At 58.6% G+C, this 22,838-nt stretch carries 22 protein-coding genes; 17 read left to right on the plus strand and 5 right to left on the minus strand.

Going from position 1 to position 22,838, the window contains the following annotated elements; genetic code table 11:
- Window positions 1-41 precede the first annotated feature (41 nt).
- The 6 genes from JFT63_RS09280 (at window position 42) to JFT63_RS09305 (ending at window position 6,829) form a co-directional block, all read left to right on the plus strand.
- Window positions 42-1,328 carry an ABC transporter substrate-binding protein gene (locus JFT63_RS09280; RefSeq protein WP_186560479.1) on the plus strand — a complete coding sequence of 429 codons (1,287 nt, stop codon included), beginning with the start codon at window positions 42-44 and terminating at the stop codon, window positions 1,326-1,328.
- A gap of 157 nt (window positions 1,329-1,485) precedes the next feature.
- Window positions 1,486-2,394: a carbohydrate ABC transporter permease gene (locus tag JFT63_RS09285; RefSeq protein WP_005790780.1), complete on the plus strand. Its 909-nt coding sequence runs from the start codon at window positions 1,486-1,488 to the stop codon at window positions 2,392-2,394.
- On the plus strand, window positions 2,387-3,232 hold the full coding sequence (locus tag JFT63_RS09290) for a carbohydrate ABC transporter permease (RefSeq protein WP_005790778.1): 846 nt from the start codon (window positions 2,387-2,389) through the stop codon (window positions 3,230-3,232). The genes JFT63_RS09285 and JFT63_RS09290 overlap by 8 nt, the downstream gene beginning before the upstream one ends.
- 2 nt (window positions 3,233-3,234) lie before the next feature.
- Window positions 3,235-4,398 carry an ABC transporter ATP-binding protein gene (locus JFT63_RS09295; RefSeq protein WP_198843822.1) on the plus strand — a complete coding sequence of 388 codons (1,164 nt, stop codon included), beginning with the start codon at window positions 3,235-3,237 and terminating at the stop codon, window positions 4,396-4,398.
- Window positions 4,399-4,535: 137 nt separating this feature from the next.
- The gene (locus JFT63_RS09300; RefSeq protein WP_057704244.1) at window positions 4,536-5,885 is read left to right on the plus strand and encodes a carbohydrate porin; all 1,350 of its coding nucleotides are present in this window, start codon (window positions 4,536-4,538) and stop codon (window positions 5,883-5,885) included.
- Between the two features lie 98 nt (window positions 5,886-5,983).
- Window positions 5,984-6,829 (plus strand): D-hexose-6-phosphate mutarotase, encoded by an 846-nt coding sequence (locus JFT63_RS09305; protein WP_198843823.1) that lies wholly within the window; start codon window positions 5,984-5,986, stop codon window positions 6,827-6,829.
- A 113-nt stretch (window positions 6,830-6,942) separates the two neighbouring features.
- On the opposite strand, the gene JFT63_RS09310 is transcribed toward JFT63_RS09305, so the two are convergent.
- The gene (locus tag JFT63_RS09310; RefSeq protein ID WP_169856377.1) at window positions 6,943-7,803 is read right to left on the minus strand and encodes a MurR/RpiR family transcriptional regulator; all 861 of its coding nucleotides are present in this window, start codon (window positions 7,801-7,803) and stop codon (window positions 6,943-6,945) included.
- Window positions 7,804-8,023: 220 nt separating this feature from the next.
- Here JFT63_RS09310 and zwf point away from each other — a divergent pair, with 220 nt between their 5' ends.
- From zwf to JFT63_RS09325, 3 genes are read left to right on the plus strand one after another with little or no spacing between them, the layout of a single operon-like run.
- A complete protein-coding gene (gene zwf / locus JFT63_RS09315) occupies window positions 8,024-9,490 on the plus strand; it encodes a glucose-6-phosphate dehydrogenase (protein WP_198843824.1) in 1,467 nt (488 codons plus the stop codon).
- A complete protein-coding gene (gene pgl, locus JFT63_RS09320) occupies window positions 9,477-10,190 on the plus strand; it encodes a 6-phosphogluconolactonase (RefSeq protein WP_198843825.1) in 714 nt (237 codons plus the stop codon). The genes zwf and pgl overlap by 14 nt, the downstream gene beginning before the upstream one ends.
- 17 nt (window positions 10,191-10,207) lie before the next feature.
- A complete protein-coding gene (locus JFT63_RS09325) occupies window positions 10,208-10,873 on the plus strand; it encodes a bifunctional 4-hydroxy-2-oxoglutarate aldolase/2-dehydro-3-deoxy-phosphogluconate aldolase (protein WP_026067364.1) in 666 nt (221 codons plus the stop codon).
- 627 nt (window positions 10,874-11,500) lie between these two features.
- On the opposite strand, the gene JFT63_RS09330 is transcribed toward JFT63_RS09325, so the two are convergent.
- Both JFT63_RS09330 and JFT63_RS09335 read right to left on the minus strand, forming a co-directional pair.
- Window positions 11,501-12,676: an aminotransferase class V-fold PLP-dependent enzyme gene (locus tag JFT63_RS09330; protein ID WP_198843826.1), complete on the minus strand. Its 1,176-nt coding sequence runs from the start codon at window positions 12,674-12,676 to the stop codon at window positions 11,501-11,503.
- A 10-nt stretch (window positions 12,677-12,686) separates the two neighbouring features.
- The gene (locus JFT63_RS09335; RefSeq protein ID WP_198843827.1) at window positions 12,687-12,923 is read right to left on the minus strand and encodes a DUF3820 family protein; all 237 of its coding nucleotides are present in this window, start codon (window positions 12,921-12,923) and stop codon (window positions 12,687-12,689) included.
- A gap of 204 nt (window positions 12,924-13,127) precedes the next feature.
- On the opposite strand from JFT63_RS09335, the gene JFT63_RS09340 reads away from it, so the two are divergent.
- The gene (locus JFT63_RS09340; RefSeq protein ID WP_057704238.1) at window positions 13,128-13,595 is read left to right on the plus strand and encodes a ferritin-like domain-containing protein; all 468 of its coding nucleotides are present in this window, start codon (window positions 13,128-13,130) and stop codon (window positions 13,593-13,595) included.
- 144 nt (window positions 13,596-13,739) lie between these two features.
- On the opposite strand, the gene JFT63_RS09345 is transcribed toward JFT63_RS09340, so the two are convergent.
- Window positions 13,740-14,210: a MaoC family dehydratase gene (locus JFT63_RS09345; protein WP_003193747.1), complete on the minus strand. Its 471-nt coding sequence runs from the start codon at window positions 14,208-14,210 to the stop codon at window positions 13,740-13,742.
- Between the two features lie 56 nt (window positions 14,211-14,266).
- Complete coding sequence (locus tag JFT63_RS09350; protein WP_198843828.1) at window positions 14,267-15,211, minus strand: alpha/beta hydrolase; 945 nt, start codon at window positions 15,209-15,211, stop codon at window positions 14,267-14,269.
- Window positions 15,212-15,420: 209 nt separating this feature from the next.
- Here JFT63_RS09350 and fadD2 point away from each other — a divergent pair, with 209 nt between their 5' ends.
- The 7 genes from fadD2 (at window position 15,421) to JFT63_RS09385 (ending at window position 22,722) form a co-directional block, all read left to right on the plus strand.
- The gene (fadD2, locus tag JFT63_RS09355) at window positions 15,421-17,109 is read left to right on the plus strand and encodes a long-chain-fatty-acid--CoA ligase FadD2 (RefSeq protein ID WP_198843829.1); all 1,689 of its coding nucleotides are present in this window, start codon (window positions 15,421-15,423) and stop codon (window positions 17,107-17,109) included.
- Window positions 17,110-17,508: 399 nt separating this feature from the next.
- Window positions 17,509-19,200 carry a long-chain-fatty-acid--CoA ligase FadD1 gene (fadD1, locus tag JFT63_RS09360; RefSeq protein WP_057704235.1) on the plus strand — a complete coding sequence of 564 codons (1,692 nt, stop codon included), beginning with the start codon at window positions 17,509-17,511 and terminating at the stop codon, window positions 19,198-19,200.
- Between the two features lie 365 nt (window positions 19,201-19,565).
- Window positions 19,566-19,718 carry a hypothetical protein gene (locus JFT63_RS09365; protein WP_157243946.1) on the plus strand — a complete coding sequence of 51 codons (153 nt, stop codon included), beginning with the start codon at window positions 19,566-19,568 and terminating at the stop codon, window positions 19,716-19,718.
- Between the two features lie 77 nt (window positions 19,719-19,795).
- Complete coding sequence (locus JFT63_RS09370; RefSeq protein ID WP_198843830.1) at window positions 19,796-20,995, plus strand: YcaO-like family protein; 1,200 nt, start codon at window positions 19,796-19,798, stop codon at window positions 20,993-20,995.
- A gap of 12 nt (window positions 20,996-21,007) precedes the next feature.
- On the plus strand, window positions 21,008-21,673 hold the full coding sequence (locus JFT63_RS09375; RefSeq protein WP_198708190.1) for a TfuA-like protein: 666 nt from the start codon (window positions 21,008-21,010) through the stop codon (window positions 21,671-21,673).
- Window positions 21,674-21,679: 6 nt separating this feature from the next.
- The gene (locus JFT63_RS09380) at window positions 21,680-22,444 is read left to right on the plus strand and encodes an aKG-HExxH-type peptide beta-hydroxylase (RefSeq protein ID WP_198843831.1); all 765 of its coding nucleotides are present in this window, start codon (window positions 21,680-21,682) and stop codon (window positions 22,442-22,444) included.
- Window positions 22,445-22,446: 2 nt separating this feature from the next.
- Complete coding sequence (locus JFT63_RS09385) at window positions 22,447-22,722, plus strand: MoaD/ThiS family protein (protein ID WP_057704232.1); 276 nt, start codon at window positions 22,447-22,449, stop codon at window positions 22,720-22,722.
- The last annotated feature ends 116 nt before the right edge of the window (window positions 22,723-22,838 follow it).

The raw sequence follows: 22,838 nt of genomic DNA on the forward strand, positions 1-22,838 counted from the left end.
AGCTCTAGACTTGCATGCATAACAACAAAAAAGGTACTCAGATGAACGCGATTAATCGCCTCGCCGTTGCTGTTTCCATTGCCTCGATGTTTCCCCTCAGTGCATTTGCCGCCGACTCCAAAGGTACGGTGGAAGTGGTGCATTGGTGGACTTCCGGCGGTGAAAAAGCAGCTGTGGATGTGCTGAAGGCCCAAGTTGAGAAAGACGGCTTCACCTGGAAAGACGGCGCTGTTGCAGGTGGCGGTGGCGCCACTGCCATGACCGTGCTGAAAAGCCGCGCGGTTGCCGGCAACCCACCTGGGGTTGCCCAGATCAAAGGCCCCGACATCCAGGAATGGGCGTCCACTGGCCTGCTTGATACCGACGTGCTCAAAGACGTCGCCAAAGAAGAAAAGTGGGATTCCCTGCTCGACAAGAAAGTCTCCGACACCGTGAAGTACGACGGTGACTACGTAGCCGTACCGGTGAATATCCACCGCGTGAACTGGCTGTGGATCAACCCGGAAGTCTTCAAGAAAGCCGGTATCACCAAGAACCCGACCACCCTCGAAGAATTCTACGCAGCCGGCGACAAGCTCAAGGCTGCCGGCTTCATTGCGCTCGCCCACGGCGGCCAGCCTTGGCAGGACAGCACCGTTTTCGAAGCGGTAGTGCTCTCGGTCATGGGGGCTGACGGCTACAAGAAAGCCCTGGTTGACCTGGATAACGACGCCCTGACCGGTCCGCAAATGGTCAAGTCCCTCACTGAGCTGAAGAAAGTTGCGACCTATATGGACGTGGACGGCAAAGGCCAGGACTGGAACCTGGAAGCCGGCAAGGTCATCAACGGCAAGGCCGGTATGCAGATCATGGGTGACTGGGCCAAGTCCGAATGGACTGCCGCCAAGAAAGTCGCCGGCAAGGACTACGAGTGCGTAGCGTTCCCGGGCACCGACAAAGCCTTCACCTACAACATCGACTCCCTGGCGGTGTTCAAGCAGAAAGACAAAGGCACTGCCGCAGGTCAGCAGGACATCGCCAAAGTCGTGCTGGGTGAAAACTTCCAGAAAGTGTTCAGCATCAACAAGGGCTCGATCCCTGTGCGTAACGACATGCTGACCAAGATGGAGTCCTATGGCTTCGACTCCTGTGCCCAGACCGCCGCCAAGGACTTCCTGACCGACGCCAAGACCGGCGGCCTGCAGCCAAGCATGGCGCACAACATGGCCACCACCCTGGCGGTGCAAGGTGCGTTCTTCGACGTGGTGACCAACTACATCAACGACCCGAAAGCTGACCCGGCCGATACCGCCAAGAAGCTTGGCGCGGCGATCAAGTCGGCCAAGTAACACAGCCATCTGTAGGAGCGAGCTTGCTCGCGAAAAACTCAAGGTCACCGCGTTCATCCTGTATGCACGCGTTATCGTTGAAGTCCTTCGCGAGCAAGCTCGCTCCTACAGGGTTCGGTTCAGATGCTAGTCCTTTTTCCCTGTACTGGATTTTCCCATGAGTTCTGTTGCTGTGTTCAGCAAGGCCTCGCCGTTCGATGTGCTGCAACGCTGGCTGCCCAAACTGGTGCTGGCGCCGAGCATGTTCATCGTGCTGGTGGGCTTTTACGGCTACATCCTTTGGACGTTCGTGCTGTCGTTCACCACCTCCACGTTTCTGCCCAGCTACAAGTGGGCGGGCCTGGCTCAGTATGAGCGTTTGTTCGACAACGACCGTTGGTGGGTGGCGAGCAAGAACCTGGCGCTGTTTGGCGGGATGTTCATCGGTATCACCCTGGTGATCGGCGTGACGCTGGCGATTTTCCTCGACCAGAAAATCCGTCGCGAAGGCTTTATCCGCACCATTTACCTGTACCCGATGGCGCTCTCGATGATTGTCACCGGTACCGCCTGGAAATGGCTGCTCAACCCGGGCATGGGCCTGGACAAACTTTTGCGGGACTGGGGCTGGGAAGGCTTCCGTCTCGACTGGCTGATCGACCCCGACCGCGTGGTTTACTGCCTGGTGATCGCCGCTGTGTGGCAAGCCTCGGGCTTTATCATGGCGATGTTCCTGGCCGGCCTGCGTGGGGTTGATCAGTCGATCATTCGCGCTGCGCAGATCGACGGTGCCAGCCTGCCGCGCATTTACTGGAGCGTGGTGTTGCCCAGTCTGCGTCCGGTGTTCTTCAGTGCGGTGATGATCCTGGCGCACATCGCGATCAAGAGCTTCGACCTGGTAGCGGCGATGACCGCAGGCGGCCCGGGCTACTCGTCCGACCTGCCGGCGATGTTCATGTACTCGTTCACCTTCAGCCGTGGCCAGATGGGCATGGGCTCGGCCAGTGCAATCCTGATGCTCGGTGCGATCCTCGCGATCATCGTGCCGTACCTCTACTCCGAGCTGAGGACCAAACGTAATGACTAGTCTCGCCTCCAAACCTGCCATCAGCCTGAGTCGTATCGCGATCTATGCGGTGCTGATCCTCGCCGTGCTGCTGTACCTGGTGCCGCTGGTGGTGATGCTGCTCACCAGCTTCAAGACCCCCGAAGACATCAGCAGCGGCAACCTGCTGAGCTGGCCGACCGTGGTATCCGGTATCGGCTGGGTCAAGGCCTGGGCCACTGTGGACGGTTACTTCTGGAACTCGATCAAGATCACTGTTCCAGCCGTGCTGATTTCTACTGCCATCGGGGCCTTGAACGGCTATGTGCTGTCGTTCTGGCGCTTCCGTGGTTCGCAACTGTTCTTCGGGTTGTTGCTGTTCGGCTGCTTCCTGCCGTTCCAGACCGTGCTACTGCCCGCGTCGTTCACCCTCGGCAAGATGGGCCTGGCGAGCACCACTACCGGCCTGGTGTTTATCCACGTGGTCTACGGCCTGGCGTTCACCACGCTGTTCTTCCGTAACTACTACGTGAGCATTCCGGATGCGCTGATCAAGGCGGCACGCCTGGACGGTGCGGGTTTCTTCACCATCTTCCGTCAGATCATTCTGCCGATGTCGACGCCGATCATCATGGTCTGCCTGATTTGGCAGTTCACGCAGATCTGGAACGACTTCCTGTTCGGCGTGGTGTTTTCCAGCGGCGACTCCCAGCCCATCACGGTGGCGCTGAACAACCTGGTCAACACCAGCACAGGGGCCAAGGAATATAACGTGGATATGGCGGCGGCGATGATCGCCGGGCTGCCGACCCTGCTGGTCTATGTGATCGCAGGCAAGTATTTCGTGCGCGGCCTTACGGCTGGCGCGGTCAAGGGGTAATCATGGCTACGCTTGAACTTCGCAATGTAAACAAAACCTACGGCGCCGGCCTGCCCGACACCTTGAAGAACATTGAACTGTCGATCAAGGAAGGCGAATTCCTGATCCTGGTCGGCCCTTCGGGGTGCGGCAAGTCCACGCTGATGAACTGCATCGCCGGCCTTGAGACCATCACCGGCGGCGCGATCATGATCGGCGACCAGGACGTCAGCGGCATGAGCCCCAAGGATCGCGACATCGCCATGGTGTTCCAGTCCTACGCGCTGTACCCGACCATGAGCGTGCGTGAGAATATCGAGTTCGGCCTGAAGATTCGCAAAATGCCGCAAGCCGACATCGACGCCGAAGTCGCCCGCGTGGCCAAGCTGCTGCAGATCGAACACCTGCTAAACCGCAAGCCGGGCCAGTTGTCCGGCGGCCAGCAACAGCGTGTGGCCATGGGCCGAGCGCTGGCGCGTCGGCCGAAGATCTACCTGTTCGACGAACCGCTGTCCAACCTCGACGCCAAGTTGCGTGTCGAGATGCGTACCGAAATGAAGCTGATGCACCAGCGTCTGAAAACCACCACCGTCTACGTCACCCACGACCAGATCGAAGCGATGACCCTGGGCGATAAAGTGGCGGTGATGAAGGACGGCATCATCCAACAATTCGGCACGCCGAAGGAAATCTATAACGACCCGGCCAACCTGTTTGTGGCAAGCTTTATCGGTTCACCACCGATGAACTTCGTTCCCATGCGCCTAAAACGCCAGAACGGCGGTTTGGTCGCGCTGCTCGACAGCGGCCAGGCGCGTTGCGAATTGCCGCTGAGCATGAATGACGCCGGGTTGGAAGACCGCGATGTGATCCTCGGCCTGCGCCCGGAGCAGATCGTGCTGGCGGCGGGCGAGGGCAATGGCTCGTCGACCATTCGCGCCGAAGTGCAGGTGACCGAGCCCACCGGCCCGGACACCCTGGTGTTTGTGCAGCTCAACGACACCAAGGTCTGCTGCCGTTTGGCGCCGGACGTCGCGCCGCAGGTGGGCGAGACGCTGACGCTGCAATTCGACCCGGCCAAGGTGCTGCTGTTTGACGCCAAGACCGGTGAGCGATTGGGGACTGCTGGCTCACTGGGGGCATCTGTGGGAGCCGGGCTTGCCCGCGATGGCGTCACCGCGTTGTAACTGCAGGACCGAGGCGGCTGCATCGCGGGCAAGCCCGGCTCCCACAGGAAAAAGAAGATAACTGGTTGTTTTAATTAAAAAATGTAACCCGCGTTAGATAAAAACAGTTTAATAACAATAAAGACGAGGATGTAGGGATGAAAAAGCAACACAACAACACCCGGCTGATCTGCCAACTGTCAGCAGTAGCAGCCCTGGTTTTGTCCGCCAATGCGATGGCGGATGAAGCCTTCAGTGCCGATTCCAAATGGATGACCGGCGATTGGGGCGGTGAGCGTACCAAGCTGATCGAGCAAGGTATCGACATCAAGGCCGACTACGTTGGGGAGATGGGCTACAACGCTCACGGTGGCTACAACGACGACAAGACCGGTCGCTACTCTGACCAGTTTGGTCTTGGTGTGGCACTGGACCTGCAAAAACTCTGGGGCTGGGATAACACCCAGGCCAAGATCCAGTTGACCAATCGTAATGGCGAGAACATCTCCAATGATCGTATTGGTGACCCGCGTGCCGGCACCTTGAGCTCGTCGCAGGAAGTGTATGGCCGTGGCCACATGGTGCGTCTGACCCAATTGTGGATCCAGCACCAGTTCCTCGACGGCAAGCTGGACGTAAAAGCCGGTTACTTCGGCGAAGGCGAAGACTTCAACACCTTCCCGTGCGAGTTCCAGAACCTGGCGTTCTGCGGTTCCCAAGTGGGTAACTGGGCTACCAACATCTGGTACAACTGGCCAGTCAGCCAGGCGGCTCTGCGTGTGAAATACCACATCACGCCTGAGCTGTATGCGCAAATTGGCGCATACAACCAGAACCCGTCGCAAACCGAAATGGGCAACGGCTTCAAACTCAGCGGCAGCGGCACCAAAGGCACCGTGTTGCCAGTTGAATTGGTGTGGTCGCCGAAGGTCAATGGCCTGCCGGGCGAATACCGTGTGGGTTACTACAAGAGCACGGCTGACGCCAATGATGTGCGTGAAGACGTCAACGGCGGCGACGCTGGCGCCACCGGCGATGCCCTGCGCGTTCGCAACAGCAAAAGCGGCTACTGGGGCGTGGTGCAACAGCAACTCACCACCCACAACGGTGATGCCTCCCGTGGTCTGAACGTTGCAGCTAACGTCACCTTCCACGACAAGGACACCAACTTCATCGACAACTACCAGTCGCTGATGTTTGTGTACAAGGGCCCGTTTGATGCCCGTCCGAAAGACGACATCGGCATCGGTTTTGCCCGTATCCATGTCAACGATGACGTGAAGAAAACCGCAGAGCTGCGTAACGCGGCCGCTGGTTTCACTGACTACAGCCAGGCGGGTTACATGCCGCTGCAAGGCACTGAGTACAACTACGAAATCAACTACGGTTTCCATGTTACCAATTGGCTGACCGTACGCCCTAACCTGCAATACATCACCCACCCAGGTGGTGTGGATGAAGTCGACAACGCCTTGGTCGCCGGCCTGAAAATTCAGTCTACGTTCTAACGCTGTTGCGATAAGCTCCTCTCTCTGTGCGCATTTGCGGGTAGCCATGGCTATCCGCTTTTTTTTGGCTTGCACTGTGATATTCAGGACCTGTGCACATGCATGAGCAACCGCTGCAACGCTTTTTCAAATCCCTGCGCGAGCGGCCGGTGTTCGCCTGGGAGCGTTTTCAGATGCGCGACGTGTTGGTGATCGACCATCCGCTGTGCCAGGCGGTGTTCAGTCGCCAGGGCGCGCAATTGCTGCACTTTCAGCCCACCGGCCAAAAGCCGTGGCTGTGGTGTGCCGCCAAATGGCCGCAAGTCGGGGCGATCCGTGGTGGCATACCGGTGTGCTGGCCATGGTATGGCCGTCACCCCAGCGAAAACGCCTGGCCGTCCCATGGCTGGGCGCGCTTGATCGACTGGAAGTTGCTCGACAGCAGCACCGATGACGAGGGCGTTCGCCTGCACTGGCAATTGCAGTTGTGCGACTGGCAGGTGGACTTGCACGCACACCTGGGCGAAACCCTGGAACTGCGCCTGAGCACCGAGCACCAGGACGAGCTGCCGTGCCAGCTGAGCCATGCTTTGCACGCTTACTGGCGTATTGGTCACGTTGATGAGGTAGCGCTGTCTGGGCTCGACGGCGCGCAGGGTTACGACCAACTCAATCGTCAGGTTTGCCAGCAGGAAGGCGAACTTCGAGTTGATGGCGGTTGCCAGCGAGTGTTCCAGCACGAAGGCGAACTGCAGCTCAAGGATCACGCCTGGCAGCGCGAACTGTGCATCGACACCGGTGACAGCGCCGACACCGTGGTGTGGCACCCGGGGAGCCGGCCATTATTGGGTGTGAGCTTTAACGAAGCGTCGGGGTTTGTGTGCGTAGAGGCGGCGATGGCGGCGGCGAGCCTGGCGCCGGGGGAGAGGGCGCATCTGAGTTTGCAGGCGCGGGCTGGGGCTTAGCGGTGTGGCTGATGGCGCTATCGCAGGCAAGCCAGCTCCCACAGGGGAATGCATTCCAAATGTGGGAGCTGGCTTGCCTGCGATAAGGCCGGTACTGCTGGCAGGGCTGCCTGCTAGTTGAACTCATCCCCCACCGGATACCGGCTGTCATTCAGGCTCTCTTTGATCTTGCGCAAATGCGGCTGGAAATCCACCCCGCGACGCAGGGTCATACCGGTTGCCAGCACATCCAGCACCGTTAGCTGGATGATCCGCGAAGTCATCGGCATGTAAATGTCGGTATCTTCCGGCAGCGGAATATTCAGGCTCACCGTACTGGCCTTGGCCAGCGGCGAGTTCTCGGCGGTCACACCCAGTACCGACGCACCGTTTTCCCGGGCGATACGCGCCACTTCCACCAGCTCGCGGGTACGCCCGGTATAGGAAATGATCACGAACAGTTCGCCGGTATGCGCCACCGAAGCGATCATGCGTTGCATCAGCACGTCGGCGTGAGCGGTCACCGCCAGGTTGAAGCGGAAAAACTTGTGCAGCGCATCCATCGCCACTGGCGCTGAGGCGCCCAGGCCGAAGAAGTGGATCTGCCGTGCCTGGATCAACAAGTCCACGGCCTTGCTGATCAACGCCGGGTCCAGGGCCTGGCAGGCGCTGTCCAGGGACGCAATGGCGCTGCCAAAGATCTTCTGGGTGTAGGCCTCGGGGTTATCATCGGCCTCTACGGCACGGCTGACATACGCGGCGCCACTGGCCAGGCTTTGCGCCAGTTGCAATTTAAGTTCAGGGTAGCCGCTGACACCGAACGAACGGCAGAAGCGGTTGACCGTCGGTTCGCTGACCGAGGCGGCCTGGGCGAGGGCGGCGATCGAGAAGCGTGTGGCCTGCTGCGGGTTAAGCAGGATGACTTCAGCGACTTTGCGCTCGGCCTTGTTCAATTCTTCGAGGCGGTTCCGGATCTGTTCCAGAAGATTTCGCACGCGGTCCATTCAGTCTTTCCTTCGGGCGACGATGCAAATAAAAAGGCGGTAACCAATCGATGAGTGGCTTTTCGCGGTGGCCTATCCTACTGAGGGTAGCTGAACACCACCACTCGCAATGCGTATTTCCGGAAAATGTTGTGGTTATTACTACATTTTTCCTTGAGTGATGCCTTGAAAAAAGGTATTTGTAGCTTAACTTGATAAAAGAACAAACATCATGCCTTCGATAACCGTAGAACCCTGCACCTTTGCCCTGTTTGGCGCCTTGGGTGATCTGGCGCTGCGCAAGTTATTTCCTGCCCTCTATCAGCTCGATGGCGCCGGGCTGCTGCACGACGACACGCGCATCCTGGCCCTGGCCCGTGAAGCCGGCAGCGAGCCGCAACACCTGGCCCATATCGAAAAAGAATTGCGTAAATACGTCGGCAAGGAACTCGACGAAGCCGTGGCCGTGCGCTTCCTGGCGCGCCTGGCCTACGTGCATGTCGACTTCATGAAGGCTGACGACTACGTCGCCCTTGCCGAAAAGGTCGGCAGTGATCAACGCTTGATCGCCTACTTCGCCACCCCCGCGGCGGTGTACGGGGCGATCTGCGAGAACCTGTCCAAGGTCGGCCTGGCGGACAATACCCGCGTGGTCCTGGAAAAGCCCATCGGTTCGGACCTGGAATCCTCGCGCAAGGTCAACGATGCCGTGGCGCAGTTTTTCCCGGAAAACCGCACCTACCGCATCGACCACTACCTGGGCAAAGAGACCGTCCAGAACCTGATCGCCCTGCGTTTCGCCAACAGTTTGTTCGAAACCCAGTGGAACCAGAACTACATCTCACACGTGGAAATCACCGTGGCCGAGCAGGTCGGCATCGAAGGCCGTTGGGGTTACTTCGACAAGGCCGGCCAGCTGCGCGACATGATCCAGAACCACCTGCTGCAGCTGCTGTGCCTGATCGCCATGGACCCGCCGGCCGACCTGTCCGCCGACAGCATCCGTGACGAGAAGGTCAAGGTGCTCAAGGCCCTGGCGCCGATCAGCCCCGAGGGCCTGACCACCCAGGTGGTACGTGGCCAATACATCGCCGGCTACAGCGCTGGCAAAGCGGTGCCGGGTTATCTGGAGGAAGACAATTCCAACACCCAGAGCGACACCGAAACCTTCGTCGCCCTGCGTGCCGATATCCGCAACTGGCGTTGGGCCGGGGTGCCGTTCTACCTGCGTACCGGCAAACGTATGCCGCAAAAGCTGTCGCAGATCGTCATCCACTTCAAGGAACCGTCCCACTACATTTTCGCCCCCGAGCAGCGCTTGCAGATCAGCAACAAACTGATCATCCGCCTGCAACCGGACGAAGGTATTTCCTTGCGCGTGATGACCAAGGAGCAGGGCCTGGACAAGGGCATGCAACTGCGCAGCGGCCCACTGCAACTGAATTTTTCCGACACCTATCGCAGCGCACGCATCCCGGATGCCTACGAGCGGTTGTTGTTGGAAGTGATGCGCGGCAATCAGAACCTGTTTGTTCGCAAAGATGAAATCGAAGCCGCGTGGAAGTGGTGCGACCAGTTGATCGCCGGCTGGAAAAAGTCCGGTGATGCGCCCAAGCCGTATGCGGCGGGGTCCTGGGGGCCGATGAGCTCGATTGCACTGATTACGCGGGATGGGAGGTCGTGGTATGGCGATATCTGAATTGAAACTGCCTCAGGGCGTCACTGCTCATGAGTACCGTACGTCCACGCTGCTGGCCGATGGCCTGGCCCATGACGTGGCCGAGCAACTGCGCGCTGCCATCAGCGCCCGTGGCGAGGCGACCCTGGTGGTCTCCGGTGGCCGCAGCCCCGTGGCGTTCTTCCAGAACCTGGCCAAGCAGGGCCTGGACTGGTCCAGAGTCACCATCTCCCTGGCCGATGAACGCTGGGTGCCGGTCGAACATGCCGACAGCAATGCTGGCCTGTTGAAGCAACACTTGCTGCAAGGCCCGGCGGCCAAGGCGAAGTTCTTGAGCCTGTACAGCCCCGCTGCCAACCTTGAAGACGCTGCCGAGCAGGCCGATCGCCTGCTGGCCGAACTGCCTCGCATTGATGTGCTGGTGCTGGGCATGGGCGATGACGGTCACACCGCCTCGCTGTTCCCCAACAGCCCCAACCTGGCTGAAGCCCTGAAGACCGACGGTACCCGCCGTTGCTGGCCGATGCTGGCGCCGACCGTACCGCACCAGCGCCTGACCATGAGTCGTGCGCTGCTGGCCACGGCCAACTACACCGTGCTGTCGATTTCCGGCAGTTCGAAATTGACCACCTTGAGCGCCGCGCTGGCCAGCGACGATGTTGCTGCCATGCCGATTCGCGCGTTTTTGCAACCTACTCTTGAGATTTACTGGTGCCCATGAGCCAAGGATCAGCCGCTATGAAAAGCCCTCAACCGACCGTGTCCATGGCGGATAAAGTTGCCTTGATCGACAGCCTATGCGCCAAGGCGCGAATCCTGCCGGTGATCACCATCGCTCGCGAGCAGGACATCCTGCCGCTGGCCGATGCCCTGGCAGCCGGCGGTTTGACCGCGTTGGAAGTGACCCTGCGTTCCGAGTTCGGCCTCAAGGCCATTCAGGTTTTGCGCGAGCAGCGTCCTGAGCTGTGCACCGGTGCCGGTACCGTGCTTGATCGTCACATGCTTGAAGCGGCCGAAGTGGCGGGCTCGCAATTTATCGTCACCCCTGGCATCACCCGCGACCTGCTGGAAGCTTCGGTGCACAGCCCGATCCCGCTGCTGCCGGGCATCAGCAACGCCTCCGGCATCATGGAAGGCTATGGCCTGGGTTATCGCCGCTTCAAGTTGTTCCCGGCCGAAGTGAGCGGCGGCGTCGCGGCCATCAAGGCGCTGGGCGGCCCGTTTGGCGAAGTGAAATTCTGCCCGACCGGCGGCGTTGGCCCGGCCAATATCAAAAGTTACATGGCGTTGAAAAACGTGATGTGCGTGGGCGGCAGCTGGATGCTTGATCCCGAGTGGGTCAAGAACGGCGACTGGGCACGCATCCAGGAAGTCACCGCGCAGGCGCTGGCGCTGCTGGACTGAGCTGATTTATCGAATCGTTGTTGCTGTGCTTAACGGCATTTTTGCGGCGCACTTGGTCGGTGTGCCGCTTTTTTTTTGCCTGTAAAAAAAACCTCAAGCACATCGCCGCTTTGAAGGTGGGAGCTGGATTGCCTGCGATAGCTATTTATCAGTTAGCCCATCTTTGGCTGATACACCGTTATCGCAGCATAGGTATCTACACAACTTCGGCGCGACGCTAAATCTGTGGCGAGGGAGCTTGCTCCCGTGACGGCCTGGCAGCCGACACAGATATAACTGATGCCCCGCGATCCAATGTGGGAGCTGGCTTGCCTGCGAAGACGGCCTGACAGTCAACACAGTTGGACCGTGTACATATCCATTCCTGCGGTAACGGCCACTTAGGGTTCCGCTCTGACAGCGGGTCACTTTGGAAAAGAGCCGGAATGCCGGCCCAGCCCAAAGTAACCAAAGGGCTCTTGCCCCACCACTCGGCACCTCGCTTAGGCTCGGTGTGCCCGTAATCCGCCATGGATTTGGGGGGGGGCGCCTAAGATCAAGATCAAAAGCAGATCAAGAGCGGCTCGCTTCGCATCGTGGTTTGTGTAGATACCTATGGTTATCGCAGGCAAGCCAGCTCCCACAGTTTTACACGGTGTTTAGTTGGGTAATCGCGTGGACCAGCGCATTGATGTCCGCCGCTGAGGTCACCAGCCCCGGCGTCACCCGAATGCAGGTGCCAAATGCCGCCCCCGTGCGCGTGGTGGTGAACAGGTCGTGCTCCTTGAGCAGCCTGTCTACCATTGACTGCTGATCGCGCCCGATGAACTTGAATGCAGTAATGCCGCAATACAAGCGCGGATCATCCGACGTCAGCACTTCAATCCCCGCCAATGGCCTGACCTGGCTTACCCACAGATCGCGCAGGTAATTGACCCGTGCGCCCTTGGCTGCCGCGCCACCCAGGTCTCGATGCTCTTCAAAGACCAGCGGCAAGGTCATCAGCGCTGGGAAGTTGGGTGTGCTGTAGGACGTACGAGCACGCACGTCAGTGGCGGAGTAGTGAAACTCGCCCATGTCCGGGTCGATAGCGGCCAGGCGCTCCGGGGCGATATACATAAAGCCCAGCGTCAGCGGCGCGCCAATCCATTTGTGCAGGTTGAACCCCGCAAATTGAATGCCCAGTTCGGCGAGGTTGAACTCAATTTGTCCGAGGGCGTGAGCGCCGTCGAGGATCACGTCGATTCCCTGTTCCCGCGCAGCCAGGGCGATGGCGGCAACGGGCATCACCAGGCCGGTGCGGTGAGTGACGTGGGTCAGGGCCATCATTTTAAGGCGCGGATACTGCGCGAACGTCTCGGTATACGTCTGCACCAGGCTGTCGAAACTGGCCGGGTGGCTGTGCGACACCTCGATCACCTCCACGCCGCGAACATCGGCTAGCCAACGCATGGCGCCCTTGACCGTGTCGTATTCCAAATCGCTGATCAGCACCTGGTCGCCCGGTTGCAGGCGGTTGTAGTTGCGGATCAGTGACTGCAAGGCTTCGGTAGCGTTGCGAGTGAAGGCGATCGACTCGGGGTCAACGTCAATCAGCGCAGCCAGGCCACGGCGAATCTCGATGTTTTCACCTTGTTCAAAACGCTGGCGCACATGCACCGAGTTGCTGCGGTTGATAAAGCTGATGTGCTCAAGGTACTGCGCCTGCACCGCACGGCTCATGCGCCCGAAGTAGCCGTTTTCCAGGTTGATCGGCCCGGGTTGCAGGTCATAGCGCTGAGCGATGGCGTGCCAGTGGGATTCGTTATCGGCATTCCTTGGCATGGCAATTCTCTCAATGATGAGGGGCAGGTTTACCGTGTTTAACGCGCAGCGGTTCGAGCAGTTCGGACAGGCCGTTGTGGTCAATTTCCTGCATCAAGGCCAGTAAACCGCCCAGCTCACCGTGAGGGAAACCTTCACGAGCGAACCAGTTCAGGTAGGGGCCGGGCAGGTCGGCGATGATCCGACCCTTGTATTTGCCGAAGGGCATTTGGCGGGTGATCAGCAGTTCGAGCTTTTCAGGATTCATGAGCTTCGTGGGATTGAGGCGAGGTCTTCGAAAATACAGGCATTCTGCATGAAGGCCAAATGACAGATCATGCAAATAACGCACATACAGATGGTTCAATATTTCGTAACTTATTGAATTTAAAATGTAAATTAATTTTTTAAAACCTGGCACGGGCGCTGCAATAACCAAGTCAACCTTCTAACCCGTACAAGGAATTGAAAAATGACTGACATCAATAAAGAATCGATCTCCGTACTGAACGACCTGATCGAGACCAGCATCGACGGCCAAAAGGGTTTCAAGGAGTGCGCTGAAGATATCAAGCATCCTGAGCTCAAGGCACTGTTTGCCAAGCGTGCTGTTGATTGCGGTACGGCTGCCGAAGAGCTGAAAACCGCTGTACGTGCTTTGGGTGGCGACCCTGAAGATTCCGGCAGTATGGCCGGCGCGCTGCATCGTGGCTGGGTCGACGTTAAGTCGATGGTCACCGGCAAGGATGAAGAAGCAGTATTGAACGAAGCCGAGCGCGGTGAAGACCACGCGTTAAAGGCTTACAAGGAAGCGATCGAGAAGATCAACAAGCACAACCTGCTGGGCATTCGTGATCTGGTGGAGCGTCAGTACCACGGCGTACAGCGCAACCACGACCAGGTAAAAGCCCTGCGTAACCAGGCTCGCGCTCAGTCGTAAGACCTGCACAGTAACAATTGTGGGAGCGGGCTTGCTCCCGATAGCGGTAAGTCAGTTGACACTATTGAGTGACTGACTCACCGCGATCGGGGGCAAGCCCCTTCCCACATTTGTATTGTGTAAATGCAGAGATTGCAGTCAGCCTCAGCCAATGCTGATCGGCGGCAACTCGGTCAAGGTCACCACCTGCTGCTTACGCGGCGCCAGAATCTCTGCCTCGCCGTCCACTACCAACTCATCACGCTGGTTGAATACGCGTGTCGCGATGCGTACGCGAAACTTCGGCAGCTTCTCGAGAATTTCCAGGCGCACCGTAAGGGTGTCGCCAATCTTGACCGGCTTTTGGAAGGTCATCTGCTGGCCGATGTAGATAGTGCCCGGCCCAGGCAGCTCGCAGGCCACGGCCGCGCTGATCAGCGCACCGCTGAACATGCCGTGGGCGATGCGCTCCTTGAACATGGTCGCCTTGGCGTATTCGGCATCCAGGTGCACCGGGTTGTGGTCGCCGGACATGGCGGCGAACAACTGGATATCACGCTCTTCGACGGTTTTGCTGAAGCTGGCGGTCTGGCCTACTTCGAGCGCTTCGTACGGGGTGTTGGTTACCTGGGTCATCTAAAGGTGCATCCTGTGGCTTATCGATAATTAATCGGCTGATTTTAAAGCAAAAACTATTCGCAGCGGGTTGGCCTGCGCAACGCCAGCGCCTGTTCCAGCCAGCTCAGCAGGTCGGCGGTGACTTCATCACGGTTGGTTTCGTTGAACACTTCATGCCGCGCCTGCGGGTAGAGGTTCAATTGCACGTTCTGGCAGCCGGCCTCACGCAGTGCGTGGGCCAGGTCCTTGAGACGCTTGCCTTCGCTCACCGGATCACATTCGCCGCCCATCACCAGGATCGGCAAGCCCGGGTCGATCTGCGCGAGATTGGACGCTTTGCTGATTTGCTGCAAGCCGCCCAGCAGGTCGATCCACAACTGGTTGGTGCAACGAAAACCGCAGAGCGGGTCGTTGATGTACTTGTCGACTTCGTCCGGGTCGCGGCTCAGCCAGTCGAAGGCGGTGCGGTTGGGCTTGAACGCTTTGTTGAACGAGCCAAATGAGAGGAACTCGATCAACGCACTACGGCCGCGCAACCCTTGGCGCAGGCGTTCGATACGTGCGATCAGCCGGGCCGCGCTATATAACACCACCGGCTGGAAATTCGAACCGCTGAGAATCGCGCCATGCAGGCTGGCGCTGTGGTGCAGCAAATAGCCCTGGGCGATGTAGCTGCCCATGCTATGGCCGAGCAAAATAATCGGCAGGTCCGGTTGCTGCTGGCCAATATGCTGGTTGAGGCTGGCCAGGTCGCCGACTACTTTGTTCCAGCCATCCTTTTCAGCGTACAGCCCCAGGGTGCCCTCATCGGCCGTACGCCCATGGCCGCGCTGGTCCAACGCATACACGCCGTAGCCGGCGCCGCACAACGCGTCGGCCAGGCGAGCATAACGACCACTGTGCTCGGCCATGCCGTGGGAGAGCATCACTACCGCCCTGGGCGCGCTGTCTGGCAGCCATTGGTTGACGTACAGGCGGCTGTGGTCATTCGTGGTCAGCCAGAAGGTGCTGTGGTTCATGGCGGCTTCCTTTGCTCAGATCGTTGCAGTGTATCGCTCATCTGCGTATTGGCGAGGCATCTACCTACACGTTAGGCGCAAGATTCATACAATCAATGACACGATTTAGCGTATTTGCGTGTTTGCTTATAGCTGCTAACGTCGCCAAAGCTCCGCTTTTTATAAACGCTTAAAGCGGCCGGACACACTCAGGTAAGAGGACAAGAATAATGCAACCTGATTTCTGGAATGACAAACGCGCGGCGGGCGTTCCCAATGACATCGACCTCACCACCTACAAGTCGGTGATCGAGGTTTTCGAACGCTCCTGCAAGACCTTTGCCGACCGTCCGGCGTTCAGCAACATGGGCATTACCCTGACCTACGCCGAGCTTGAACGCCAAAGTGCCGCGTTCGCCGGTTACCTGCAACAGCACACCGACCTCAAGCCCGGCGAGCGCATCGCGGTGCAGATGCCCAACGTGCTGCATTATCCCGTCGCGGTATTCGGTGCACTGCGTGCCGGACTGATCGTGGTCAATACCAACCCGCTGTACACCCCGCGCGAGATGCGCCACCAGTTCAAGGACGCGGGCGTGCGTGCGCTGGTGTACCTCAACCTGTTCGGTTCGCGGGTGCAGGAGGTTTGTACCGACACCGAGATCGACTACTTGATCGAAGCCAGGATGGGCGACTTCATGCCCGCCGCCAAGGGCTGGCTGGTCAACACGGTGGTCGACAAAGTGAAGAAGATGGTTCCGGCCTACCACCTGCCACGAGCCGTGTCGTTCAAGCGTGCGTTGCGCATGGGCGCGGGCCTTGGGGTGACGCGCCATCCGGTAACCCTGGACGATATCGCCGTGCTGCAATACACCGGCGGCACCACCGGCCTGGCCAAGGGCGCGATGCTCACCCACGGCAACCTGGTGGCGAACATGCAGCAGGTGCGGGCGTGCATGTCGCAACTGGGTGAAGACGGCCACCCGCTGATCAAGGAAGGGCAGGAGGTCATGATCGCGCCGCTGCCGCTGTACCATATCTATGCATTCACGGCCAACTGCATGTGCATGATGGTGTCCGGCAACCACAACGTATTGATCACCAATCCACGGGACATCGCCGGGTTTATCAAAGAGCTCAAACAGTGGCGCTTCACCGGATTGCTGGGGCTCAATACGCTGTTCGTGGCGCTGCTGGATCACCCGGATTTCAAGAGCCTGGATTTCTCCCATCTGAAAATCACCAACTCCGGCGGCACCGCTCTGGTCAAGGCCACGGCAGAACGCTGGAAGGCGCTGACCGGTTGCTCTATCGGCGAAGGCTACGGCCTCACCGAAACCTCGCCGGTGGCCAGCACCAACCCGTACGGCGAGCTGTCACGCCTGGGCACCGTGGGCATCCCGGTGCCGGGCACGGCCATGAAAGTGGTTGATGATCAAGGGCTCGAACTGCCGTTGGGTGAGCGCGGTGAGTTATGCATCCAGGGCCCGCAGGTGATGAAGGGCTATTGGCAGCAACCGGTCGCCACCGCCGAGACCCTGGACGCTGAAGGCTGGTTGAAGACCGGTGACATTGCGGTGATCGACACCGACGGCTATGTCAGCATTGTTGATCGCAAGAAAGACCTGATTATCGTCTCCGGCTTCAACGTCTATCCCAACGAAATCGAAGATGTGGTGATGGCCCACCCGGCCGTAGCCAATTGCGCGGTGATCGGCGTGCCGGACGAGCGCACGGGGGAGGCGGTGAAGCTATTCGTGGTAGCGCGGGCCCAAGGCGTGAGCCTTGAAGAACTGAAGGCGTACTGCAAGGCCAACTTCACGGGGTACAAGGTGCCCAAGCACATTGTGCTGAGGGAGTCTTTGCCGATGACGCCGGTGGGCAAGATCCTGCGCCGGGAACTGCGCGACATCGCTTGAATTGAAACCGGGTGCAAAAAATGTGGGAGCTGGCTTGTCGGGTCGCCGCATCGCTGCGATAGCAGTGTTTCAGTCACTGGTTGAATTGACTGAGCCACCGCTATCGCAGGCAAGCCAGCTCCCACATTGCCATTCTGCACCCTTGAGGGCCTGTTCTAGAGCCATTTCTGGAGCTATAGAATTTTTGCTCTAAAAGTGACCATTGGATGTTCTTGAGTCATGTTTATGACTGTAGGGCCCTCTTTTGGCTCTAGGCGGCCCTTGGCAAAGCTGCTACTCTCGGCGCGCTTTGTGACGTCTCGGCCTGCTTGAAAGCGCCAGATTCACCTAAAAAACATACACCAATAATAATCGCATCAAATGCGATGATGAATTCGCGTCGCTGAGGAGTGGGCTTCCATGAATGAAGACTTTTGGAAGGATAAGTACCCCGCCGGGATTGCTGCACAGATCAATCCAGACGAGTATCCGAATATTCAGGCGGTACTGAAGCAGTCCTGCCAGCGCTTCGCCAACAAACCGGCTTTCAGCAACCTGGGCAAGACCATCACCTACGGTGAACTGTACGAATTGTCCGGGGCATTCGCCGCGTATCTGCAACAGCATACCGACTTGAAGCCCGGCGATCGAATCGCCGTGCAACTGCCCAACGTTCTGCAATACCCGGTCGCCGTGTTCGGCGCCATTCGTGCCGGCCTGATCGTGGTCAACACCAACCCGCTGTACACCGCGCGGGAAATGGAACATCAATTCAATGATTCCGGGGCCAAGGCCCTGGTTTGCCTGGCCAATATGGCGCACCTGGCTGAAAAAGTCGTGCCCAAGACCGCCGTCAAACATGTGATCGTCACTGAAGTCGCCGACCTGCTGTCGCCGTTCAAGCGCCTGCTGATCAATAGCGTAATCAAGTACGTGAAGAAGATGGTTCCGGCGTATCACTTGCCCAAGGCCATCAAGTTCAATGACGTGCTCGCCAAGGGTCATGGCCAGCCGGTCAATGATGTCAGCCCGGCCAGCGGCGATGTGGCGGTGCTGCAATACACCGGCGGTACCACCGGCGTGGCCAAGGGCGCGATGCTGACCCACCGCAACCTGGTCGCCAACATGCTGCAATGCAAGGCGCTGATGGGCTCCAACCTCAACGAAGGCTGCGAGATCCTGATCACGCCGCTGCCGCTGTATCACATCTATGCCTTCACCTTTCATTGCATGGCGATGATGCTGATCGGCAACCACAACATCCTGATCAGCAACCCGCGCGATCTGCCGGCAATGGTCAAGGAACTGTCGAAGTGGAAGTTCAGCGGGTTCGTTGGCCTGAACACCCTGTTCGTGGCGTTGTGCAACAACGAAGCCTTCCGCAAGCTCGACTTCTCCGCGCTCAAAGTCACCCTGTCGGGCGGCATGGCCCTGCAACTGGCGGCCGCCGAGCGTTGGAAGGCCGTGACCGGCTGTGGCATCTGCGAAGGCTACGGCATGACCGAAACCAGCCCGGTGGCCACGGTGAACCCGATCCAGCATATCCAGATCGGCACCATTGGCATTCCGGTGCCTTCCACCGCGTGTAAAGTCATCGCCGACGACGGCACTGAGCTTGCACTGGGCGAAACTGGCGAGCTGTGTGTGAAAGGTCCGCAAGTGATGAAGGGCTACTGGCAGCGCCAGGAAGCTACCGACGAGATGCTCGACAGCGAGGGCTGGCTGAAGACCGGCGACATCGCGATCATTCAGCCAGACGGCTACATGCGCATTGTCGACCGCAAGAAGGACATGATTCTGGTCTCCGGTTTCAACGTCTACCCCAACGAACTGGAAGACGTGCTGGCAGGCTTGCCGGGCGTATTGCAGTGCGCAGCCATCGGCGTGCCGGACGAGAAGTCCGGAGAGCACATCAAGCTCTTCATCGTGGTCAAGCCCGGCGCTACCCTGACCAAGGACCAGGTGATGGAACACATGCGTGCCAATGTCACTGGCTACAAGGTGCCCAAGGCCGTTGAGTTCCGGGATGCGTTGCCAACCACTAACGTGGGCAAGATTCTGCGGCGTGAATTGCGTGATGAAGAACTGAAGAAACTCGGCCTGAAAAAATAAGCAGGCAATGGTTTTATTCAAACCCGTACTTACTGAAGTACGGGTTTTTTTATCTGTTATTTCTTGAATTGAGTGATTTCATATCGCTACTAGTGCGGAAAAAACCTATAAATAAGTACGCTTTCGTTGGGCGAATAATGGAGCAGGTCGGCAGTTTAAATGCCCATGTTCATTGGCGATGAAGGCACTGTCGAAAAAATTAGCGCTGTGGCACTACAAAATCTTGTAGTTGAGTGTGATCGCGCAGTGCTCTAAAACTCTTCTTGCTGTTTCAGGGGCGACACAATGTCGCATGGTTAATAAATGCGCCACGCCCCTGAAAAGTGATAGCCGATAACGGCATTCAGTTATTCAAGGAGAACACCATGAACGCAACTAATGAAACCTTCGCACTTGACGCCTCTGCTGTAGAAGCCTTTGCCGATATTCTGAATGACGAAGGCCAAATGCGCGCCGGGTTTGTTATTCACGAATCCAATAACAATATCTCCGCTGATATTGAAGACGCCGGCAAGTAATACAGCGCGTGCTATTCGAGTGTTCGAATAGCACGCACTTATTGATCAGGATTTCAGCAGGCAACTACATGTATCGCATGACCTCTAGTTTGCGCAAGGCATCACTGTCCGACACACTGGCCCATGCCAGAGAACTTGCCGTGCAATTGGGTATCACGCGGGTCACCAATACCACTTGGCTGGACAAGATCGGTATTCCGGTATTTGCCAGTATCCGTCCCGATGCGGTGGAAGGCTCGCTCTGTGTGAGTGCCGGCAAGGGTATGCGCGCCGAAGAGGCCCAGGTCGGTGCCTACATGGAGGCCATCGAGTTTGCCGTCGCCGAATACCGCAATCGCAACATTGACGTGTTCATTTCCACGCCACGCAAAGTCGCGGCACAAGCTGGCTTTGCCCACGATTTCGTTGATTTTTGCCCGATACTCGGCGCACCGATCGACCCCGATGGCCCCTTGGTGTGCGTGCAGGCGCAGGACATCGCCACCGGGCAACAGTTTGCAGTGCCTGCCGAGCTGATTTTTTCGCCCTTTAGCGAAAACCAGGGGCAGCGCATTTTCGGCACCAGCACCAATGGCCTCAGCTCAGGCAATAGCGTGGACGAAGCCAGCGTGCATGGCATCGCCGAAATCGTCGAGCGCGACGTGCAAGCCTTCAACTTCATGAAAGACACCTCGCGCCTGATGTTGCGCGATTGCCCCGTCGACACTCTGGACCCCTTGTTCAACCGCGTCGAAGCCGCCGGGTTGAGCGCAGTGGTGCGCTACACCCCTAGCGTGATCGGGTTGCCCTACGTCCAAGGGTTCATCATGGAGCCTTCCGACGATGCGCCTATCGCCATCTCCTGCGGCTCCGGCCTGCATCTGTGCCGCGATATTGCGTCAGTCAGGGGCCTGGCCGAGGCGGCGCAATCAAGGCTGTCTTATATCCATGGTGGCCGGGATGATTTGATTGAGCGCTTCAAGTACTTCTCCGCCAGCGATCGCCAGGCGGAACTCGACGCCGTTGCGCGCTTGCGCAGTCATGTCAACGACCCAACTGAGGCTATCGCCTACTCCACGATCGAGGATGCCAATGCGCAGATCAACAGCATTGACTCTGCTCTTGAGTGTTTGCTCGGGCGCTTGCGTGAGCAGGGATTCGGCCAGGTCTTGCGGGTGGTGTTGAGCAAAAACGACTCACCGTTGGCGGTGGTCAAAATAGTTATTCCAGGCATGGAGTCGTTCCAGCCGGCACTCAAGCGCGCAGGTCCTCGCCTGTCCCGCTATATCGCACGCTAGGTAGGAGCACGCATGAAGCTGCATTTATTCGTAGGGCCGACGGCCGCAGGGATGGAGCCGGGGTTGCTGGAGCAGTCCGATGTGGTCGTGCATGCCCCTGCGCGACGCGGCGATATACAAACGCTGGTCGAGCAGCATGCACAACCGGGCTGCATCGCGATTGTCGACGGCACGTTTCACAGCTTCCCCTCAGTGGGTCATATCGAGATCCGTCGCGCTATCGACCAGGGTTGGAAGATCTGGGGCCTGGCGTCCATGGGGGCGATCCGCGCCAGTGAAATGCGCTTTCTCGGTATGCAAGGTTACGGGGTTGTCTATGGGCATTACCGCGACGATCCGGAGTTCGATGACGACGAGGTCACGCTGGTACATGAGATCGACGCGCCATATCGAGCCATGTCCGAGCCGCTGATCCATTTGCGAGGCTTTGTTGGCGCGTTACAGGACCAGCAGAGGATTTCTGCGCACGTCGCCCAAGGGATTATCCGCGACCTCAAGGAGCGCTGGTACGCCGAACGGACCTTGTCGCGCTTGAAGAAATTGCTGCAGGCCAGCGGTGAGATGGCGCAGCACGAGGTGGACGAGGCCATGGCAGGTTTCAAGGCGTTTCGCATCAAGAGCCTGGACCTTGAAGGCTTCCTGGCTTCGCGTTGCTGGCTCAGCGGATCAGAGGGTTGATTGGCTATGAGCCCTAACGCGTTTTTCAACACTGTCGGCGGCTTGCCGTTTATCGATGAAGGCGTGCGACCGGCCACGTTATTGGCCGCAGTGGCGTGCAGCCGTCGCAACGCTGACCCCCAGGCCCATGCCGCGTTGACCGATTACCTGGAGCCATCCAACGCGCGAGCCCTGTTCAAGCGCCTGGCCACCAGCCAGGTCGAGGAGTTCGAGTCCATGGACTGTTCGGACGCCGAGCAGCAGCAGATCCGCAGGGCCACGGCTGCTGTGTGTCAGGCGAAGCCGTCCTGGGATAGTTTTTTCAGTATTCCCGTTCGGTACCGCAGGCTTGTGCAGCCCATGAGCAGCTCGACCAGTGCATTGATTCCCCAGACCATTTACCTGGGGGGCAGGGCGTTTGATTCGCCTATCCCTTTGGAAGAAACCCTGGTGCATGAACATGCCCACATCTGGTTGAACTTCGTCATGGAGGTCTACGACCTGCAAACGCCCGAAGCGCCCAGGGATTACGTGCTGCCCTCGGGCACACGTGGCAAGACCCTGCGAGGGGTGATGGCGGCTGCGCACTTTGCCGCGGCGGCCCTGACGTACTACCGCCAGCTCCCCAGTCCTGCGGCTGGCCCGGAGCGCCAGTTGTACCTGCACAAGTATTTGGCCGGCTGCCTGGATACAGCCGCCCAGCGCCCGTTTTTCACGGCGATGGGCAGCCTGGTGTTCGCTGCACTGCAAGACTGCCATGAGCAACTTATCAAGCGCCCGCAAGGAAACTGACCATGCCCCAAATCATTATCGCCAGCCAATTCGCGGACCTGACCAATGGTCGCAAAACCTGGGCGTTGCCCTGTACCACTGCCTTACAGCTGATGGATGGCCTGCGTGTTGACGAGCCGCTGTTGTACAGCGCTATTGTCGAAGGCGATTACTGCCTCAAGCCATTTATCAGCCTGGTGATCGACGACATTCCCTATGCCGATCAGGAACCCTGGAACGAAATTACCCTGCGCCCGGACTCCACGGCACTGATCATCAGCGCCGTGGCGGGAGGCTGATATGGCTGATGAACGCTTCAGTCAGCAGGAGCACGCCCACTACGCCCGGCATTTCCTGGTCAAGGGGTTTGGCCCTGAAGGCCAGGCCCGACTCAAGGCGGGCAAGGTGCTGGTGG

Source organism: Pseudomonas sp. MF7453 (assembly GCF_016405455.1).
GTDB classification, from domain to species: Bacteria; Pseudomonadota; Gammaproteobacteria; order Pseudomonadales; family Pseudomonadaceae; genus Aquipseudomonas; species Aquipseudomonas paralactis.